The organism is Nocardioides fonticola, from assembly GCF_039536805.1.
Taxonomy (GTDB): Bacteria; Actinomycetota; Actinomycetes; order Propionibacteriales; family Nocardioidaceae; genus Nocardioides; species Nocardioides fonticola.
The window spans coordinates 63,598-81,734 of sequence record NZ_BAAAZH010000012.1 but is presented as its reverse complement, the minus strand read 5'-3'; the positions used below and the strand labels follow the sequence as shown (position 1 = coordinate 81,734).

16 protein-coding genes are annotated in these 18,137 nt (G+C 71.5%); 5 read left to right on the top strand and 11 right to left on the bottom strand.

All coding sequences use genetic code 11. The annotated features are described in order from the left end of the window. Nucleotides 1-95: 95 nt before the first annotated feature. The 8 genes from ABD671_RS07790 to flgN all read right to left on the bottom strand — a co-directional run bounded on the left by ABD671_RS07790 (nt 96) and on the right by flgN (nt 9,129). Entirely contained in the window at nt 96-2,525 is a 2,430-nt protein-coding gene (locus ABD671_RS07790) for a GAF domain-containing protein (protein ID WP_344732728.1), read from the bottom strand. Then, a complete protein-coding gene (locus tag ABD671_RS07785) occupies nt 2,518-2,976 on the bottom strand; it encodes a chemotaxis protein CheW (RefSeq protein ID WP_344732727.1) in 459 nt (152 codons plus the stop codon). The genes ABD671_RS07790 and ABD671_RS07785 overlap by 8 nt, the downstream gene beginning before the upstream one ends. A 56-nt stretch (nt 2,977-3,032) precedes the next feature. Beyond that, entirely contained in the window at nt 3,033-5,465 is a 2,433-nt protein-coding gene (locus ABD671_RS07780) for a chemotaxis protein CheA (RefSeq protein WP_344732726.1), read from the bottom strand. Between the two features lie 142 nt (nt 5,466-5,607). Continuing rightward, entirely contained in the window at nt 5,608-5,850 is a 243-nt protein-coding gene (gene csrA, locus ABD671_RS07775) for a carbon storage regulator CsrA (protein ID WP_344732725.1), read from the bottom strand. Between the two features lie 63 nt (nt 5,851-5,913). After that, on the bottom strand, nt 5,914-6,303 hold the full coding sequence (gene fliW / locus ABD671_RS07770) for a flagellar assembly protein FliW (RefSeq protein ID WP_344732724.1): 390 nt from the start codon (nt 6,301-6,303) through the stop codon (nt 5,914-5,916). Nucleotides 6,304-6,347: 44 nt separating this feature from the next. Beyond that, the gene (gene flgL / locus ABD671_RS07765) at nt 6,348-7,241 is read right to left on the bottom strand and encodes a flagellar hook-associated protein FlgL (protein ID WP_344732723.1); all 894 of its coding nucleotides are present in this window, start codon (nt 7,239-7,241) and stop codon (nt 6,348-6,350) included. 13 nt (nt 7,242-7,254) lie between these two features. Then, nucleotides 7,255-8,646 (bottom strand): flagellar hook-associated protein FlgK, encoded by a 1,392-nt coding sequence (gene flgK / locus ABD671_RS07760; protein ID WP_344732722.1) that lies wholly within the window; start codon nt 8,644-8,646, stop codon nt 7,255-7,257. Nucleotides 8,647-8,649: 3 nt separating this feature from the next. Beyond that, nucleotides 8,650-9,129, bottom strand: a complete 480-nt coding sequence (flgN, locus tag ABD671_RS07755; RefSeq protein ID WP_344732721.1) for a flagellar export chaperone FlgN — start codon at nt 9,127-9,129, stop codon at nt 8,650-8,652. Nucleotides 9,130-9,498: 369 nt separating this feature from the next. On the opposite strand from flgN, the gene ABD671_RS07750 reads away from it, so the two are divergent. From ABD671_RS07750 to ABD671_RS07730, 5 genes are all read left to right on the top strand, one after another. Further along, complete coding sequence (locus ABD671_RS07750) at nt 9,499-10,404, top strand: sigma-70 family RNA polymerase sigma factor (RefSeq protein WP_344732720.1); 906 nt, start codon at nt 9,499-9,501, stop codon at nt 10,402-10,404. A gap of 432 nt (nt 10,405-10,836) precedes the next feature. After that, nucleotides 10,837-11,964 (top strand): flagellin N-terminal helical domain-containing protein, encoded by a 1,128-nt coding sequence (locus ABD671_RS07745; RefSeq protein WP_344732719.1) that lies wholly within the window; start codon nt 10,837-10,839, stop codon nt 11,962-11,964. A gap of 115 nt (nt 11,965-12,079) precedes the next feature. Continuing rightward, on the top strand, nt 12,080-13,420 hold the full coding sequence (fliD, locus tag ABD671_RS07740; protein WP_344732718.1) for a flagellar filament capping protein FliD: 1,341 nt from the start codon (nt 12,080-12,082) through the stop codon (nt 13,418-13,420). Between the two features lie 67 nt (nt 13,421-13,487). Beyond that, nucleotides 13,488-13,868, top strand: coding sequence for a flagellar export chaperone FliS (fliS, locus tag ABD671_RS07735; RefSeq protein WP_344732717.1), 381 nt, complete (start codon nt 13,488-13,490; stop codon nt 13,866-13,868). Between the two features lie 7 nt (nt 13,869-13,875). Next, nucleotides 13,876-14,232: a hypothetical protein gene (locus tag ABD671_RS07730; RefSeq protein WP_344732716.1), complete on the top strand. Its 357-nt coding sequence runs from the start codon at nt 13,876-13,878 to the stop codon at nt 14,230-14,232. A gap of 142 nt (nt 14,233-14,374) precedes the next feature. Here the strand turns inward: ABD671_RS07730 and ilvA are convergent, their stop codons facing one another. From ilvA to ABD671_RS07715, 3 genes are read right to left on the bottom strand one after another with little or no spacing between them, the layout of a single operon-like run. Continuing rightward, nucleotides 14,375-15,607 (bottom strand): threonine ammonia-lyase, encoded by a 1,233-nt coding sequence (ilvA, locus tag ABD671_RS07725; RefSeq protein ID WP_344732715.1) that lies wholly within the window; start codon nt 15,605-15,607, stop codon nt 14,375-14,377. Beyond that, complete coding sequence (locus ABD671_RS07720; RefSeq protein WP_344732714.1) at nt 15,604-16,887, bottom strand: AI-2E family transporter; 1,284 nt, start codon at nt 16,885-16,887, stop codon at nt 15,604-15,606. Before ABD671_RS07720 ends, ilvA begins: the two co-directional genes overlap by 4 nt. Nucleotides 16,888-16,933: 46 nt before the next feature. Next, nucleotides 16,934-18,112: a cystathionine gamma-synthase gene (locus ABD671_RS07715; protein WP_344732713.1), complete on the bottom strand. Its 1,179-nt coding sequence runs from the start codon at nt 18,110-18,112 to the stop codon at nt 16,934-16,936. Nucleotides 18,113-18,137 lie beyond the last annotated feature (25 nt).

Genomic DNA, 18,137 nt, shown 5'->3' with positions numbered 1-18,137 from the left:
ATCCACCGAATCGCCGTCGCTCCCCCGCACGCCCCCGCGCGCAGACGAGCCCCGCCCGGTCGGACCGGGCGGGGCTCGCGTGCGCGTGCGTCGCGTCAGATCGTGAAGCGCGCGATCAGGGCCTTGAGCTGCACGGCCATCTCGGCCAGCTCGGTCGCCGACTGCAGGGTGTTCTGCGCACCCTGCCGGGTGTCGTCGGCCGCCCCCGCCAGCTGGGTGACGTCCTCGGCGATCCCGGTGGCCCCGGACGCCGCCTCGGTCACCGAGCGGGCGATCTCGTTGGTGGTGGCGGTCTGCTCCTCGACCGCCGAGGCGATCGTGGTCTGGATGTCGTTGATGCGCCCGATCACCTCGGTGATCTCCGCGATCGCGGTGACCGCGCCCTGGGTGTCGCCCTGGATGGCCTCGATCTTGCGGCCGATGTCCTCGGTGGCCTTCGCGGTCTCCTTGGCCAGCTCCTTGACCTCGTTGGCGACCACCGCGAAGCCCTTGCCGGCGTCCCCGGCGCGGGCGGCCTCGATGGTGGCGTTGAGGGCCAGCAGGTTGGTCTGCTGGGCGATCGAGGTGATCACCTTGATGACCTGGCCGATCTCGGTGGAGGACTCCCCGAGGCTGGTGACGGTCTCCTGAGCCGACCCGGCGACCGCGACCGCACCGGTGGCCACCGAGGCCGCCTCGGTCGCGTTCTGCGCGATCTCGCGGATCGAGGCGGTCATCTCCTCCGCAGCAGCAGCCACGGTCTGGATCGACGCGCTCACCTCGACCGAGGCGCTGCTGGCGCTGCCGGCGAGCTCGGAGGTCGCGGTGGCGCCCTCGCCCATGCCCTGGGAGAGGATCGTGAGCTGCTCGGCGGCGACCTCGAGGGCCTGGGCGGTGCGGTCGATGTCGCCCATGGAGTCGCGGAAGGCCGCGATGAGCGATCGGAGCCCGCCGGAGAGCTGGCCGACGACGTCGTCGCCGACGATGTCGATCTGCCGGGTGAGGTCGCCGGCGCTGGCCGCCTGCACGACCTCGAGCACGACCTCGACCTTGCGGGCCAGCTCCTCGGCCTCAGCGCGGGCCGCCTCCTCCTTGGAGATCCGCTCGAAGGCGGAGGAGACGAGACGGCCGACGTTGCGCAGCGCCTCGAGCCGGTTCTCGGTCGGGTGCAGGGTCTCCATGGTGAAGAAGTCCATGGTGCCGATGACCTGGCCGTTGGCCGTGATCGGGAAGCAGACGCCGGACTTCACCCCGACCCGCTTGGCGACGGGCGCCCGCACGCAGTCGGTCATCTCGCCGATGTCCTCGGTGAAGTAGAGGTCGCGCTGGGCCCAGGTGCGGCCCGAGAGGCCGACGCCGTGCGCGAAGGACGCCTCCAGGGTGACCTTGCGGAACTCCGGCCCCGCGTCGCCGGACTCCAGGGCGAACTTCAACGTGTTGTCGCTCGGGTCGATGCGCCAGTACGAGCCGTACCCCCAGCCGAAGGCGTCGCGGACGGCGTCCAGCGCCGTGCGGGTCGCCTCCTCGATCGTGGTGGCGGAAGACACCGAGGCGAGGACCCGGTTGACGGCCTCGGAGTCGCTGCGGGTCTCCTCGAGCTCGCGCTCGGCGGCGGTGAGCCGCTCGGACGCCGCCGAGAGGAGGTGCGCGACCCGGCGCAGGCCGTCGAGGCGACCCTGGGTCGGCTCGAGGGTGTCGGTGGTGAGGAAGTCGACGACGCCGGTGACGCGACCGCCGACGACGATCGGCAGCGCCACCGCCGAGCGGATCCCCGCGCGGGCCGCGACGTCGTGGCGCGAGCTGTCGGCCAGCTGCCCGATGTCGGGCACGAACACGAGGTCCTCCGACGCCCAGGCACGGCCGGCGAGACCGACGCCGCGCACGTAGGTCGTGGCCGTGGTGATGCGCTTGAACTCCGGGTCCGGGTCGCCGGAATCGGAGCCGAAGACCAGGGCGTCGGCGCGCTCGTCGAGGCGCCAGTAGGAGCCGTAGACCCAGCCGAACGCCGTCCGCACGCCCTCGAGCACCGAGGTGATCGCCTGGTCGGACGAGGTCGCCATGGTGAGGTCGGCGAGCACCGAGTTCAGCGCGGCCGCGTCGCTCATCGTCTCGGCGAGCTCCTTCTCGGCCCGCAGCTTGTCGGTGATGTTCTCCCACGAGGCGATCGCGCCGACGTACTGGCCGGCCTCGTCGTAGAGCGCGTGCACCTGGAGGTCGAGCGTCTCGGGACCCACCTCGATGTGCGCCCGACGCGGGAGCACCGAGGGGTCGGCCAGGATGCGGCGCTGGTAGCTCGGGTTCTTGTGGAAGATGTCGAGGTTCGCGCCCACCACGGCGTCCGGCGAGACCGGCAGCCAGTCCGCGAGGCGGGTGAGGCCCTCGCGGGTGGCCTGGTTGACGTAGGTGATGGTGAGGTCGCGATCGGCGATCATCACCCGCGTCGGGATCGTGTCCAGGACGCCGGGCAACCGCGCCAGGTCGACCAGCGACGCCCCGTCAACGGTCGAGTGGGTGGTGCCTCCGGGGGTCTGGAGGATCTCAGTCACGGTTCGCTCCCATGTTCTCGTGATGGTTGACGTCGACCGACCGGTCGGCGTCGAGGGCCAGGAGGATCGAGCCCGGCATGGGCATCACCCCCTGGACGACGTCCTGCACCCTCCCGGGCAGGTTGGCGGGGGCAGCCTGGAGCTGCTCGATGTCGGCGTCGATGACCTCCCCGATGTCGTCGACGAGCAGCGAGATCACCTCGCCGCGGCTGCGCACGATGACGTTCATCGGCAGCACGCCCTCCTCGCGGGGCGGCAGCCCCAGACGGCAGCGCAGGTCGAGCGCGGTGACGATCTGGCCGCGCAGGTTGATCAGCCCGAACACCGACTCCGGTGCGCAGGGCACGACGGTCATCTGCTGGTAGCGCAGGACCTCCTGCACGTACTCGACGTCGAGACCGAAGAACAGGCCATCGACCCAGAACGTGCAGAACTGGCGGTGGGTGGTCATCGTCTGCTCCTTCCCAGCGGGGTTCGCGGCGGGGTGCGAGGCGGTCGCGACGGCGGTCATCGGGCACCCGCCAGGAGCGGGCGGATGACGGCGTCGAGGTCGACCAGATCGGTGACCTTGTCCTGCACGACGGCCGACCCGAGCACACCGGGACGCCGGCCGACGTCGGTCGGGATGACGGCCTCGTCGACGACGTCGAGGACCTTGTCGATGACGATGCCGACCCGGCCGCCCTCCTCCTCGTGGACGACGACGGAGACCTGCGGCAGGCCCTGACTGGAGTCGGGCAGGCCGATCGCCGGTGCGAGCCGGATGAGCGGCAGGAGACCGTCGCGGTACTGCACGACCTCGGCCGAACCGGACCGCTCGACCCGCGCGACCTCGAACTCCTCCAGCCGCGAGACCGCGGTGAGGGGCAGCGCCGCGCGCCGTCCCGAGGCCACCTCGAGGACGAGCAGCGCACGGCTGTCGACGACGCCGGTGCGGGTCTCCTCCTCCTGCTGGATCGCGGTGTTCAGCTCGCGGTCGCGGGCGATGCCGGCGACGTCGAGGATGAGCGCGACCCGACCGTCGCCCATGATCGTGGCGCCCGCGTACATCGGCAGGTTCTTCAGCTGACGCCCGATCGGCTTGACGACGATCTCCTGGGTGTCGTGCACCTCGGCCACGCACAGCCCGAAGCGGACGTCGTCGGCCTGCACGACCACGATGGTCAGGAAGTCGGCGCGCGAGGCGTCCAGGCTCGGTCCGCCCAGCGCCTCCTCGAGGGTCACGAGCGGCAGCAGCCGGCCGCGCAGTCGCAGGACCGGCGCCCCCGCCAGGATCTCCACGTTCTCGCGCAGATCACGGCCCTCCAGCCGCACCAGCTCGACCAGGTTGGCCTGCGGGATCGCATACCGCTCCCCCGTCTCCCCGACCACCAGGGCCGGGATGATCGCCAGCGTGAGCGGGATGCGCACCCGGACGGTCGAGCCGACCCCCACGGTGCTGCTGATGTCGACGCTGCCGCCGATGCGCTCGATGCTCGTCCGGACGACGTCCATGCCGACGCCGCGGCCGGAGACGTTGGTGACCTCGGCGGCGGTCGAGAAGCCGGGGCGGAAGATCAGCTCGATGATCTCGCGCGTCTCCATGCGCGCGATCGCCTCGCGGGTGACGACCCCGCGGGCGATGGCGGCCGCGGCGATCTTGTCGGGGTCCATGCCCCGGCCGTCGTCGGTGATCTCGACGACCACCTGGCCGCTCTCGTGGAAGGCCCGCAGGTGCAGGCGGCCCTGCGCGGGCTTGCCGGCGGCGGTCCGGTCGGCCGGCGGCTCGATGCCGTGGTCGAGCGAGTTGCGCACGAGGTGGGTGAGCGGGCCCTTGAGGGCCTCGAGCAGCGAGCGGTCGAGCTCGGTCTCGTGACCCTCCATCTGCAGGTCGACCTCGCGGCCGAGCTGGTGGGCCAGGTCGCGCACGATGCGCGGCATCTTCGACCACACCTGGCCGATGGGCTGCATGCGCGTGCGCATCACGCTCTCCTGCAGCTCCGAGGCCACCAGGTCGAGACGCTGGGACGCGCGGACCAGCTCGATGTCGGCGGCCGACTCGGTGCGCTGGAGGATCTGGTTGCGGGTCAGCACGAGCTCCCCCACCAGCTGCACGAGACCGTCGAGCAGTTCGATGTCGACCCGCACCGAGGAGTCGACGACGCCGCGCTTGGGGGCGCCGTCCTCGTCGTGGGTCTCCTCGACCGCCACGACCGGCTCGACGACGGGCTCCACGACTGCGGACACCACCGGCGGCGGGGTCGGCTCGACCGCGGCCGCCACGGGCTTCGCCGGAGCGGCCTTCGCGGCGGGCTTGGCAGCGGGCTTGGCAGCGGGCTTGGCGGCGGGCTTCGCCGTCCGCTTCGCCGCCGTCCGCTTGGCGACCGGCTTGGCGGCGGGCGCGGGCTCGTCCACGACGGGCTCGACGACCGGCTCCGCAACTGCCTCCGCGACCGGCTCCACGACCGGCTCTGCAACTGCCTCCGCGACCGGCTCCACGACGGCCTCCACGACGGCCTCCACGACCGGCTCCACGACCGGAACGGGCGCAGGAGCCGCCACCGGGGGCGTCCCGGCGAGGGTGGCCTCGAGGGCGGCGACGACGGCGTCGACATCGACCGTGGCCGAGGTGTCGGCACCGGTGGACTCGATCGACTCCAGCAGCGCGCGCACGGTGTCGACCATGCGCAGCAGCACGCCGGCCACATCGGAGTCCATCGTCATCTTGCCGTCGCGCAACCGCGAGAGCAGGTTCTCCCCGACGTGGGTGAGCCGCTCGAGTCGCCCGAAGGCGAGGAAGCCGCTCGTGCCCTTGATGGTGTGGATCGTCCTGAAGATGCTCGAGAGCAGCTCCCGCGACCCGGGTGTCTGCTCGAGCTCGACCAGGTCGCGATCGAGTTGGTCGAGGTTCTCGTGACTCTCGACCAGGAACTCCGCGACGATCTCCGCGTCCTCGTTCACCGGCATCCTTCTTCCGTGGTGGATGCCCTGCCCATCGGCGCGGAGGCCGACTAGCTGAGATGTCCGGGACACTCGTCCCGGACCGGATCGGACCACCCGGGAGTCGGCCTGGACCGGCCGGAGCGAGCCCGGACGTGCCAGGTCAGTCGCGCTGGGGACGCTCGCGCAGCGCCTTCGCCAACGACGCGACGGTCTGCTCGCTCGGGGAGGCGGACTCCTGGTTGGTGGCGCCGAGCTCCTTGAGCAGTTCGGCGCGGTTCACCGCCACCGAACGGGGCGCGTCGATGCCCACGCGGACCACGTCGCCGCGCACCTCGAGGATGGTGATCGTGACGTCGTCCCCGATGACGACGCTCTCACCCACGCGGCGACTGAGGACCAACACGGAGCGAACGCTACCGGTCGGGGCCAGCCCGCGGGGCGCGACACCCGCGATCGGGCGAGCGGATCAGGCGATCAGCGGGGCCCGGATCGGGAGCTCGGTGTCGGCCAGGATGACCTGGGCCGCGCGGCGCCCGGCGGTGTTGACGACGATCGGCGCGAGCAGGTTCGCGGTCGTGTCGGCCAGCGACTCGGTGGCGTTGAGCACCACGAGCAGGACGACGTCGTCGGCCGACTCGATGCCGAGCTCGGCCACGGTCTCGTCGTCGAGCACCGGGGCGTAGTCGGGGAAGAACAGGTGCGGAGGCACCACGAGGAACCTCACGTCGGGGTCCTCCACCGAGCGCAGCGCGCACAGCACGCCGTCGTCGTCGAGTTGGACGAGGGCGAACCGGACCAGCTCGTCGAACCCGGGCATCGGGTGCACGAACTCGATCACCGGCACGTCGTCGGGCATGACACTCCTGACGGTCTGGACATCGGTGGCGATCATCGCAGTCTTCACCTCAGGAAGTCGATCAGGCTCGGCTGGAGGGCCTTGCTGGTCGCACCCAGCGCCGCCTGGTAGGCGACCTCCTGCATCTTCAGGTTCATCAGCGTCTGCGGCAGATCGGCGTCCTCGAGGTCCGAGAGCGTGGTCCGGAGCGCGACCACCGAGTCCTGGCCCTTCTGCGAGGCCTGCTCCAGGCGCTTGTAGGAGGCACCGACCGTCGCCTGCGCCGTGCTGATGTCGTTCAGCCGGCCCTGGAGGTTCGACAGGGCGGTCCGCATGGAGGTCTCATCGCCGGCCCGGAGAGCGGTCGAGAGCGTGGTCAGGTCGTCGAAGAGCGACGCGCCGTCGGGCCCGACGACCGAGGTGCCCGGCATGTCGACCCGCACCTGCACGCCGTCGGCGACGGTGCGCATCACCTGGCCGGAGTCGCCGAGGTAGGCGCCGGTCGTGGTGTCGAAGGCGGCCGCGCCGGCCGTCGTCCCCCCGAAGACCGGACGGCCGAGGTAGGTCGTGTTCGCCTGCGAGATGAGGTCGGCTCGGATCTGGTCGACCTCCACGGCCAGGGCCTCGCGCGAGTTCACCGACGAAGTGCCGGTCGAGACGCCCTGGAGGCCGAGCTCGCGGGCACGTCGGGTGCTGTCGGCCATCGAGGACAGCGTGGTGTCGACGGTGCCCAGCCAGCCGATGCCGTTCTCGGCGTTGCGGACGTAGTGGTTCTGGTCGCTGATCGCCACCCGGGTGCGCATCGACCCGGTGGCGTCGGACGGCGAGTCCGAGGCCCGGTTGACCCGTTTGCCGGTCGAGAGCTGCTCCTGGAGGTCGGCGTACTTGTTCAGCCCGCCCTGGAGGTTGCGCAGCGACGAGGCCACCAGCATCGGCTGGGTGACACGGACGACGCTCATGCCGCCACCCCGATCATCGGGTCACCCCGGTGCGGTTGATGAGGGTGTCGAGCACGGAGTCGACCGTGGTCATCACCCGGGCGGCTGCCTCGTAGGCGCGCTGGGCGGAGAGCATGTTGACCGTCTCCTCGTCGAGGTTGACGCCCGAGAGCTGCTGGCGGGCGTTGTCGATCTGCGTGGTGAGCAGTTGCTGCGTGGTCTGGCGCCGCTTGACCGAGGCCACCTCGGTGCCGAAGCCGGAGACCAGCTGCTGGTAGGACGACTCCGCCGTCCCGCTCGCGCCGAGCTTGTCGGCGATCGACCCGTCGAGCGTGCCGCCGCTGGTGCCGGCGGCGGCGATCTTGCTGGTGTCGGTGATCGCCAATGTCAGGCTGGCGGCCGCGCCGGTGGCGCTGTAGCTGAAGAACGCCCCGCCGGCGGTGCCGCTGAGGTCGTAGCCCGACTGGTGGAGGGCGTTGACCGTGTCGGCCAGGCCCTTGGCGACCGCGTCGAGGCCCGAGGCGTAGGCGGGCAGCGTGGTGGTCAGCAGATCGGAGATCGCGCCGACCTCGCCGGTCAGGCCCGTCACCGGGGTCGTCGTGGTGCCGTCGGAGATCCCGAGCACGAGCGGGTTGCCGTCGGGGGTGCCGTCGGGGTTGATCCCGCTGGAGACCACGAGCGACTTCGCGGTCGAGCCCGAGACGAGGCCGACCCCGCCGACCGAGACGTCGAGACCGCCGTCCGCACGCGGCGTCGCGGTACCGCCGGTGAGCTCGGCGAGGCGCTGGGCGAGCTTGTCGCGCTGGTCCTGGAGGTTGGAGACGTCGACGCCGTCCAGGCGCGAGGCGGCGATGGTGCGGTTGGCGTCGGCCAACTGCTTCGCGACCGCGTTGACCTCGCTGACGGCGCTGTTCATGTGCGAGCGCTGCGTGCTCTGCTCGGCCTCGATCGCACTCGCCTGCGCGTGGATCGCGTCGGTGAGGGCGACGGCCGAGGACATCACGACCTGCCGGGTGGCGGTGCCGCCCGGGTCGTTGGCCAGGTCGTGCCAGGCCGCGCGGAAGTCGCCGAGGGCGGCCGTCACACCGCTGTCGCCGGGCTCTCCGATGCCGCTCTCGACCCGCTGGAGGACCGTCGAGCGGACGTCGAGGTAGCTCTGGTTGCCGTGCTCGGCCCGCGACCGGGCGTCGAGGAGGTCGTCGCTGAGACGTTGGACGCCGTTGGTCGCGACGCCGCCGCCGACCCCGTCGTAGATCGACCAGTTGGCCGGCACCGAGGGAGCGCCGATGGACTCGGCGATGACCCGGCGACGGGTGTAGCCCTCGGTGTTGACGTTGGCGATGTTGTTGCTCGCGACGTCGAGGGCAGCGCTCGTGTAGCGCAGCGCGGTGAGCGCGGTGTTGAGCGAGGAGAACGAACCGGACATGGCTCACAGGCTCCGGTCGACGTAGCGCGACACGGCGGGTCCGCCCTGCACGGTGCCGTCGGGGTTGTAGCCCGACCGGTCCTCGTCGCCGATCGAGAGCAGCGTCTCCCGGGCCGAGCGGTAGCCGCTCGTGATCAGGTCGCGGTTGGCATCGGCCATCGCGGTGATCTGGCGGGTGACGGACTCGAAGGCCGCGCGGTGGTCGAGCAGGATCGTCGTCCAGGGCTCCTCGCAGTGCTGGGCCAGTTCGCGCAGCGACGGGTTGGGCGGCAGGCCGACCAGTCCGGCGGCCTCGTCGGCGGCGACCGCGCGCAGCACCTCGGTCTCCCGGAGGGTCTCCAGGGTCTGCTCGACCTCGCGGGCCGCGCGCATGAGCCACATCGTGCGTCCGCTCGCCAGCACGAGCTGCTCGACCTCGAGCCGGTACAGCAGCAGTTCGAGCAGGTCGCGCTCGCGCCACAGGATCTGCGAGAGCCTCTCCACGACCTCACCCCTCTCCGTCGTCGCCGGCCCGGATCCGGCGTCCTGAGGAGGTGATCGGCCCTGCGCGCGGCGACCTGAGGGATCCGCCGTCGTCGTCCGTTCGGGGCGGTGTGGGAGCCGGATGAGGGCCGAACGTCCGGACCGGTCTAGTACGAACGGGTGGTTCTCATGATTTCCTTAACGCCTTTACCAGACTTCGGTGCACTCTCATGCCGTCGAGTGTCAGGGAGGGCCTCGACAAGCAGTTCTGGGAGGGGGATCCGCCATGCATGTCATCGTCGACATCGACCGGCTCGAGAGCACGGTCAGCGGGAAGAACGCAGGAAACACCGAGTCCGTCGAGGGCTCCACGGATCAGCGGGTCGCGTCATGAGCGCCCCGGGACCGCAGGACCTCGACCCGGCCGCCGCGGCCGAGCGTTTCGACAACGTCGAGGCGTTCCCGGCACCGGCGACCAATGACGACCTCGTCGTCGCGCACATGGGCCTGGTCTCGCACATCGTGCGGGAGACCATGAGCCGGGTGCCCGCCCACGTCAGCCGCGACGACCTGCACTCGGCAGGCCTCACCGCGCTGGTCAAGGCCGCCCGGGCGTTCGAGCCCGGTCGCGGGGTGCCGTTCACGCGGTACGCCGCCAGCCGCATCCGCGGCGCGATCCTCGACGAGCTGCGCGGCATCGACTGGGCCTCGCGCTCGGTCCGCCGGCGCGGACGCGACCTCGACGAGGCGCGCACCCGGCTCGCGGCCAAGCTCGGCCGGGTGCCGGACAACGCGGAGGTCGCCGCCGACCTGGGCATCTCGGTGGCCGAGGTCGAGAACAACGACGGCGACGTGGCGCGGGCCAACGTGCTCTCGCTGCAGGGCGGCGCCGAGACGCCCTTCGAGGACCTCCTGGTCTCCGAGGGGCCGACGCCCGAGGAGCTCGTCGAGCACCGCGAGCGACTGGCCTATCTGGTCGACGCCATCGAGGAGCTCCCCGAGCGGCTGCGCATCGTCGTCCGGGAGTACTTCCTGGCCGAGCGGCCGATGGCCGAGATCGCCGCGACCCTCGGCGTCACCGAATCGCGGGTCTCCCAGATCCGCGCCGAGGCGCTCGTGCTGCTGCGCGACGCGCTGAACTCCGCGCTCGACCCGGCGCTCGTGCCGGCTCACCCGCGGCCCGACGGCTGCGCCGCACAGCGGCGCTCGGCCTACTTCGAGGCCGTGGCCGCCCGCCACGCCTCGCACCGCCTCAACCACTCGCCGGTGGTGCAGCGGTTGCACAGCTCGGCCTGACGGCGAGCGGCAGCGACACCCACGACGGCCCGTCGGGTCCGGACGACGCTCCGGAGCCGACGGGCCGCCCGTCCTCCACCCCCCGATCCGGAGGACCACCCCGGCGGCCCCCACCGCCGGCGATCCGACGCCGTGACGTCGTGACCCCACGCACCGTCGCGGCGATTCCTCCAGCCCCCGCTGGTAGCCCCCATGACGACCCCCCTCACCGGGGTCACCGGGGTCGGCCCGGTACCCCCCATCCCCGCGGCGCGCGCGACCGCGGCGTCCAGCGCGCCCGAGACCGGCGGCGAGATCACAGCCGCCACAGCTGCCACAGCGGCCGCAAATCTCTTCGTCCCGATTCCTCAAGCCGTGGCTCCCACGGCCGATCACCTCGGCGGAAGCCCATGGACGGGCTCCACAGACTCAGCACACCAGGAGGGAACCATCATGGGTCTTCGCATCAACACCAACACCGACGCCTTCAACAGCTACCGCAACCTCTCGGTCACCCAGGGCCAGATGAGCAAGTCGCTGGAGAAGCTGTCCAGCGGCTACCGCATCAACCGGGCGGCCGACGACGCGGCCGGCCTCGCGATCTCCGAGGGTCTGCGGTCGCAGACCGGCGGTCTCAAGGTCGCGGTCCGCAACGCCCAGGACGGCATCTCGGTCGTGCAGACGGCTGAAGGCGCGCTCACCGAGGTCCACTCGATCCTCCAGCGCATGCGCGACCTGGCGGTCCAGGCGTCCTCGGACACCAACAACTCCGACGCCCGCACCGCGATCACCACGGAGAGCAACCAGCTGCAGTCCGAGCTCTCCCGCATCGCGAACTCGACGAACTTCAACGGCACGAAGCTCCTCGACGGCTCCGCCAACACCCTGAGCTTCCAGGTCGGCGCCGGCTCGTCGGCCGCGAACGACACCATCTCGTTCAACTTCGACACCGCGGACGTCTCCACCGTGGCCACCGCCCTCGCCAGCGGCGGCGGCAACTCCTACGCGGTGGCCACCCCGACCGCCGTGACCGGCAACTGGACCTTCTCGACCACCGGCGTGGTCGCGAGCTCCACCGTCGCCATGGGCGCTGCCGGCAGCTTCAACACGGTCCAGGAGGTCGCCGACAAGCTCAACAGCGACACCGGCTTCTCGGCCAACTTCCGCGCGACCGTCGACCAGAGCAACAAGCTGGTCGTCAACGCCACCAACGGCGGCACCCTGGCCACCACCGCCCCCGGTACCGGCGGTGCTGCCGGTGCCGCGGTCTCCGGTGGCATCCAGCTCGACACCGCGGCCAACGCCCGCACGGCCATCGACTCGATCGACGTGCAGATCAAGGCCGTCTCCACCGCTCGCGCCAACCTCGGTGCGGTGCAGAACCGGTTCGAGCACACCATCAACAACCTCAACGTGGCCGTGGAGAACCTGTCGGCCTCCGAGAGCCGCATCCGCGACACCGACATGGCGCAGGAAATGATGAGCTTCACCCGCTCGCAGATCCTCTCCCAGGCCGGCACCGCGATGCTCGCGCAGGCCAACTCGGCTCCGCAGAACGTGCTGAGCCTGCTGCGCGGCTGATCCCGTCAGCACCTGAGGCCCGGGGGCGGGACGACCTCCCGCCCCCGGACCCCTCACCGAGATCACCGACATCACCGAAGAACCGCCGGAACGCTAGACGACGCTAGGGGGGGTCATGGCGAGCAGCGCGAGCATCAGTGGCCTGTCCAGCGGCCTCGACACCGCCACCATCATCAGCCAGCTCATGCAGCTGGAGGCGGCTCCGCAGTCGCGCCTGAAGACCAAGGTGAGCGACACCCAGACCGTCGTCTCCTCGCTCCAGAGCATCAACACCAAGTTCGCGACCCTGGCCAGCAAGGCCGAGACGCTGGCGAAGACCACCGCCTGGTCGCCGCTGACCGCCACCTCGTCGAACACCGCCGTGAGCGTGACGACGACGTCGAGCGCGTCGCCGACCACCCTCAGCCTGACGGTCACCAGCGTGGCCGCGGCCCACCGCATCGGCTACACCGACGCCCACGCGCTCACCGACACCGTCACCGGCGCCTCGACCTCGGTGATCATCAACCGCTTCGACGGCAGCCCGCAGACGATCGACACCGGCGACGGCACGCTCCAGGGTCTGGTCACCGCCATCAACAGCGCCACCAACGACACCGGGCTGCGCGCCACCGCGATCAAGGTCGCCGACGGCTCCTACAAGCTCCAGGTCGAGGCCACGACCACCGGCGCCTCCACCGACTTCGAGATCACCGCCGCCGACGGATCGGCGCTGCTCGGTGGCTCGACGGTCCGGGCCGGCGCCGATGCCGCCATCGATCTCGGCACCGGCATCACGGCCACCTCGACGAGCAACACCTTCACCGACCTCATGCCGGGGGTCACCATCACCCTCGGCTCCGCGGCGACGAGCGGGACGACGTCGACCATCAGCGTCACCCGTGATTCCTCCAGCCTGGCGAACTCGATGTCCTCGTTCGTCGACGCCATCAACGACGTCCTCAAGAGCGTCGACAGCGCCTCGGCCTACAACGCGACGACGAAGAAGGCCGGCACCCTGGCCGGCGAGAGCAGCGTGCGCGACCTGCGCGACGCACTGCTCTCCGCCGTCTACCCGACCGACGGCACCTCGCTGGCCAGCCTGGGCATCCAGGTCACCCGCGACGGCCTGCTGAGCTTCGACTCCACGACCTTCACCCAGGCCTACACGGCCGACCCGACGGCGGTCACGGAGAAGATGGACAAGGCCAACAACGGCTTCGTCCAGCGCATCTACACCGTGGCCAACGGCGCGAGCGACTCCACCGACGGCATCGTCACCCTCGCCATCCAGGGCCGCAACACCGAGATCACCCGGCTCAACAAGTCGATCTCCGACTGGGACGACCGCCTCCAACTGCGTCGGGCGACGCTGGAGCGGCAGTTCACCGCCCTGGAGACGGCGCTCAACCAGATGACCAGCCAGTCCAACTGGCTGTCCTCGCAGGTCAGCTCGCTCTCCTCGAGCAGCGGCTGATCGCCAGGGCGCACCGCAGCACCGCACCACCCGTCCACCACTCATCGAACGCCAAGGAGGGCACCAGATGAACACCAACCCCCGCGCCGCATACATGGATGCAGCGGTCGCGACCGCGAGCCCGGCACGGCTCCTCGTGATGCTCTTCGAGCGTCTCGTCCTCGACGTCACGCGCGCCCTGGAGGCGCAGCGCGGCGGCCAGGTCGAGGAGGCCCACCGTCAGCTGGTGCACGCCCAGGACATCGTTCTCGAGCTCCGCTCGAGCCTGCGTGTCGAGGAGTGGGACGGCGGGCCTGGTCTGGCCTCGATCTACGACTACCTGCACCTGCAGCTGGTGCGCGCCAACATCGCCAAGGACGTCAGCCTCACCGAAGGCTGCCTCGGCCTGGTCACCGACCTCTGCGCCACCTGGCGCGAGGCCGCCGTCGCCTCGCTCAACGTGGCCTGAGGCCCCGGTGCCGGCTGTGTACGTCGACCGCTCGTCACTCGGGCTCTCGGATGCCGAGAGCGCGTACAAGGCGTGGCAGGTCAACCTCGACCGCATCGAACTCGACGTCATGCGCGCCGAGCGCAACCTCGAGCGCGGCCTGCTCCTGCAGACCGACCCGTGGGACGTGCCGGCCGACTACGGTCCGCTGCCCGCGGAGCTGCGGGAGCGGGCCGAGGAGATCCTCGCCCGGCAGAAGGCGATCATCGCCAAGATCGCCGAGACCCTCGGCGTGACGCTCAAGCACCAGGCCGTCGTGGACGCCGTCGGGCGCACCTCGGTGGCCGGGCGCGGCTATCCCATCTACGTCGACGTCAACGTCTGAGATCTCTCCTCGACCGACGTCGTCCGGGCGACGCTCTCTCAGCGACCCGCCCTGCTCAGAACGCAGACCGGATCCCCCGACTCCCCTCGGCCGGTCTGCGTTCTGGCATGTCCGGGCCCGGGCGACGGCCCGACCGCGTGGATCAGTCGATCGCGCTGGTGCGCACGGCGTACCCGGCTCCCCCGAGCGCGGCCAGGACGGCCGAGGAGTGCTCGGGGCCGCGGGTCTCGAGCTGGAGGAGCACCTCGACCTCGTCGACCTGGAGCAGCGGCGAGATGCGCTCGTGCACGACCTCGAGCACATTCGCGCCGGTGCCGCTGACGACCCCGAGCAGGGTGGCGAGGCCGCCCGGCACGTCGGGGATCGTGACGGCGAGGTTGAGGTAGCGACGCGCCGCGGCCATGCCGTGCCGGATCACCTTGCCCAGCAGGAGCGGGTCGATGTTGCCGCCGGAGACCACGGCGACCACCGGCGCAGCGAACAGCTCGGGTCGGTCGAGCACCGCCGCGACGGCCGCGGCCCCCGCAGGCTCGGCGACGAGCTTCTCGCGCTCGGCGAGGGCAAGGACGGCGCGGGCCAGCGCGTCCTCGCTCACGGTGAGGACGTCGTCGACGTGATCGCGCACCGCGGCGAAGGTGAGGTCGCCGGGCAGGCCGACCGCGATGCCGTCGGCCATCGTCTTCATGCGGGTCAGCGGCGTCGGCCGGCCGCGCTCGAGGCTGCCGGGGTAGGCGGCGGCGTCCTTGGCCTGCACCCCGAGCACCCGGACGTCGGGGCGCACGGCCTTGACGGCGATCGCGATGCCGCCCAGCAGCCCTCCCCCGCCGGTGGGCACGACGACGGTGGCGGCGTCGGGCACCTGGTCGAGGATCTCCAGGCCCGCCGTGCCCTGGCCGGTGATGACGTCGAGGTGGTCGAAGGGATGGATGAGCACGGCGCCGGTCTCCTCGGCGAACGCCCGCGCCGCGGCGAGGGACTGCTCGAGGTAGGTGCCGGCGAAGACGACGTCGGCGCCGTAACCGCGCGTGGCGCGCTCCTTGGGCAGCGGGGCGCCCTCGGGCATGAAGACGGTGGCACGGATGCCGAGCAGCTGGGCCGCGAGCGCCACCCCCTGCGCGTGGTTGCCGGCCGAGGCCGCCACCACGCCGCGGGCGCGGTCCTCGGGGCTGAGCCGGCTGATGCGCAGGTAGGCGCCGCGGATCTTGAACGACCCTGTGCGCTGGAGGTTCTCGCACTTGAGCCAGGCCGGGCCGCCGACGAGGTCGCTCAGCCAGCGGGACTCCGTGATCGGGGTCTCCACCACCACGCCGCGCAGCTCCTCGCGCGCCTGGCGCAGCGCCGCGAGGGTGACCGCCGTGTCGACCGGGCCGCTCACCGGGCGTCCTCGGGAGCAGCGCCGCCGGGCGCGCCGGAGGCGGCGGGCACGGAGTCCTCCCGCTCGGCGTAGTCCTCGGACAACGCCGCATCGGGGTCGTCGTCGCCCACCTCGGTGTAGGCGGCGAGATGCTGGACGACGGCGTTGAGGGCCGCGGCGAGAGGGACGGCGACCAGGGCACCGGCGACGCCGGCCACCACGACACCGGTGGCGATCGCGATGATGACCGCGAGCGGATGCACCGAGACCCAGCGGCCCATGAGGAACGGCTGGAGCACGTGGGCCTCGAGCTGCTGCACCGCCACGATGATCGCCAGCATGATCAGGGCCGTGACCGGTCCCTGGTCGACGAGGGCGACGAGCACGGCCACTGCTCCGGCGACCGTGGCGCCGATGAGCGGGATGAAGGCGCCCAGGAACACCAGCACGGCGATGGCGAGCACGAACGGGACGCCGAGGATCGCCGCGCCGATGGCGATGCCGATGGCGTCGACGGCGGCCACGATGACGGTGGCGCGCACGAACTGCGTGAGCGAGATCCACGCGACCCGGCCCGAGCTGTCGACGTGGGCGCGGGCGGCGCGCGGGCTGAGCCGCACGACCCAGGCCCAGATGCCGGCGCCGTCGGCGAGGAAGAAGTAGGTGGAGAAGAGCACGATGAAGAAACCGGCGAGGATGTGCCCGACCGCGGTCGTCACCTCGCTGGTGCGCTTGAGGATCTCCCCGCCGTCGGAGTTCTTCTGCAGGCTGTCCTGGGCCTGCTGGAGGTAGTTGTTGATCTGGGAGTCGCTGGCGTGCAGCGGGCCGGTCTTCAGCCAGTCGCGCACCTCGCCGATGCCGTCGGCGGTCTGGCCCGCGAGGTCGCCGGCGCCGTTGGCGATCTGCTGGCCCGCGAGGGTGAGCAGCAGAGCGATGGAGGCGAGCAGGCCGGCGACGACGAGCAGCGAGGCCAGGCCCCGTGGGACGCCGAGGCGCCGCATGCCGTCGACCACCGGCACCAGCAGCGCGGCGAGCAGGAGCGCGATCACCACGGGCAGCACGACGACGGCGAGGTAGGCCACCGCCTTGGCGATGACGTACCCGGCGCCTGCGATGACCAGGAAGCGCCAGCCCCACGAGGTGGCGACCTCGATGCCGACGGGGAGCCGACCAGGATGCGTCGGTGCCGGTGCCGGGACGGCGGGCGCGAGGCGGCGCTCGCGCTCGTCGCGCAGCGCGGCCCACTGCTGGGCGAGCCGGTGGCCGAGCCGGTTCGCCGACGGGGGCGGAGTGTCGCTCACGACGATGAGGCTAACCGGGCCGGACGACGATCTCGCGGCCCCGCCCTCACCCCTCCAGCGCGGCGGCCAGGTCGGCGACCAGATCGTCGGCGGTCTCGATGCCGACGCTGAGCCGGACCAGATCGGCCGGCACCTCCAGGTCGGTGCCCGCGACGCTCGCGTGGGTCATCCGGCCGGGGTGCTCGATGAGGCTCTCGACGCCGCCGAGCGACTCGCCCAGGGTGAAGATGCGGGCCCGGTCGCAGACCGCGAGCGCCTGGGCCTCGCCGCCGGCGACGCGGAAGGAGACCATGCCGCCGAAGCGGCGCATCTGCCGGGCCGCGACGGCGTGTCCGGGGTGCTCGGGCAGGCCGGGGTAGACGACCTCGGTGACCTGGGGGTGGGAGGTCAGGAACTCCACGACCCGTTCGGCGTTGTCGCTGTGGCGCTCCATGCGCAGGGCCAGGGTCTTCAGACCGCGCAGCGTGAGCCAGGCGTCGAACGGACCGGCGACGGCGCCCATCGCGTTCTGATGGAAGCCGACCTTCTCGGCGATCTCGGCGTCACGCACGACCAGCGCACCGCCGACGACGTCGGAGTGGCCGCCGCAGTACTTCGTGGTCGAGTGGACGACGACGTCCGCCCCGAGGGTGAGCGGCTGCTGGAGGTAGGGCGAGGCGAAGGTGTTGTCGACGACCAGCAGCGCGCCGGCGTCGTGGGCGACCGCGGCCAGCGCCTCGATGTCGCCGATGGTGAGCATCGGGTTGGTGGGCGTCTCGATCCAGACCAGCTTGGTGGCGCCGGGGCGGATCGCCGCGCGCACGGCGTCGATGTCGGAGACCGGTGCCGAGCCGTACTCCAGGCCCCAGGCCCGCTCGACCTTGTCGAAGAGCCGGAAGGTGCCGCCGTAGGCGTCGTCGGGGATGACCACGTGGTCGCCGGGCCGGCACAGCGCCCGCACCAGGGTGTCCTCGGCGGCCAGGCCCGAGGCGAAGGCGAAGGCGCGCTCGCCCTCCTCCAGCGCCGCCAGGTTGCCCTCCAGCGCGGTGCGGGTCGGGTTGCCCGAGCGGGAGTACTCGTAGCCGCCGCGCAGCCCGCCGACGCCGTCCTGCTTGTAGGTCGAGGTGGCGTAGATGGGCGGGATCACCGCGCCGGTGGTCGGGTCGGGCTCGTAGCCGGCGTGGATGGCTCGGGTCTCGAAGCCGGTCTTGCCGTACTCGGTGTCGTGTCGCTGCTGTTCGCTCACCCGCGCGAGGTTACCGAGCCCGGGC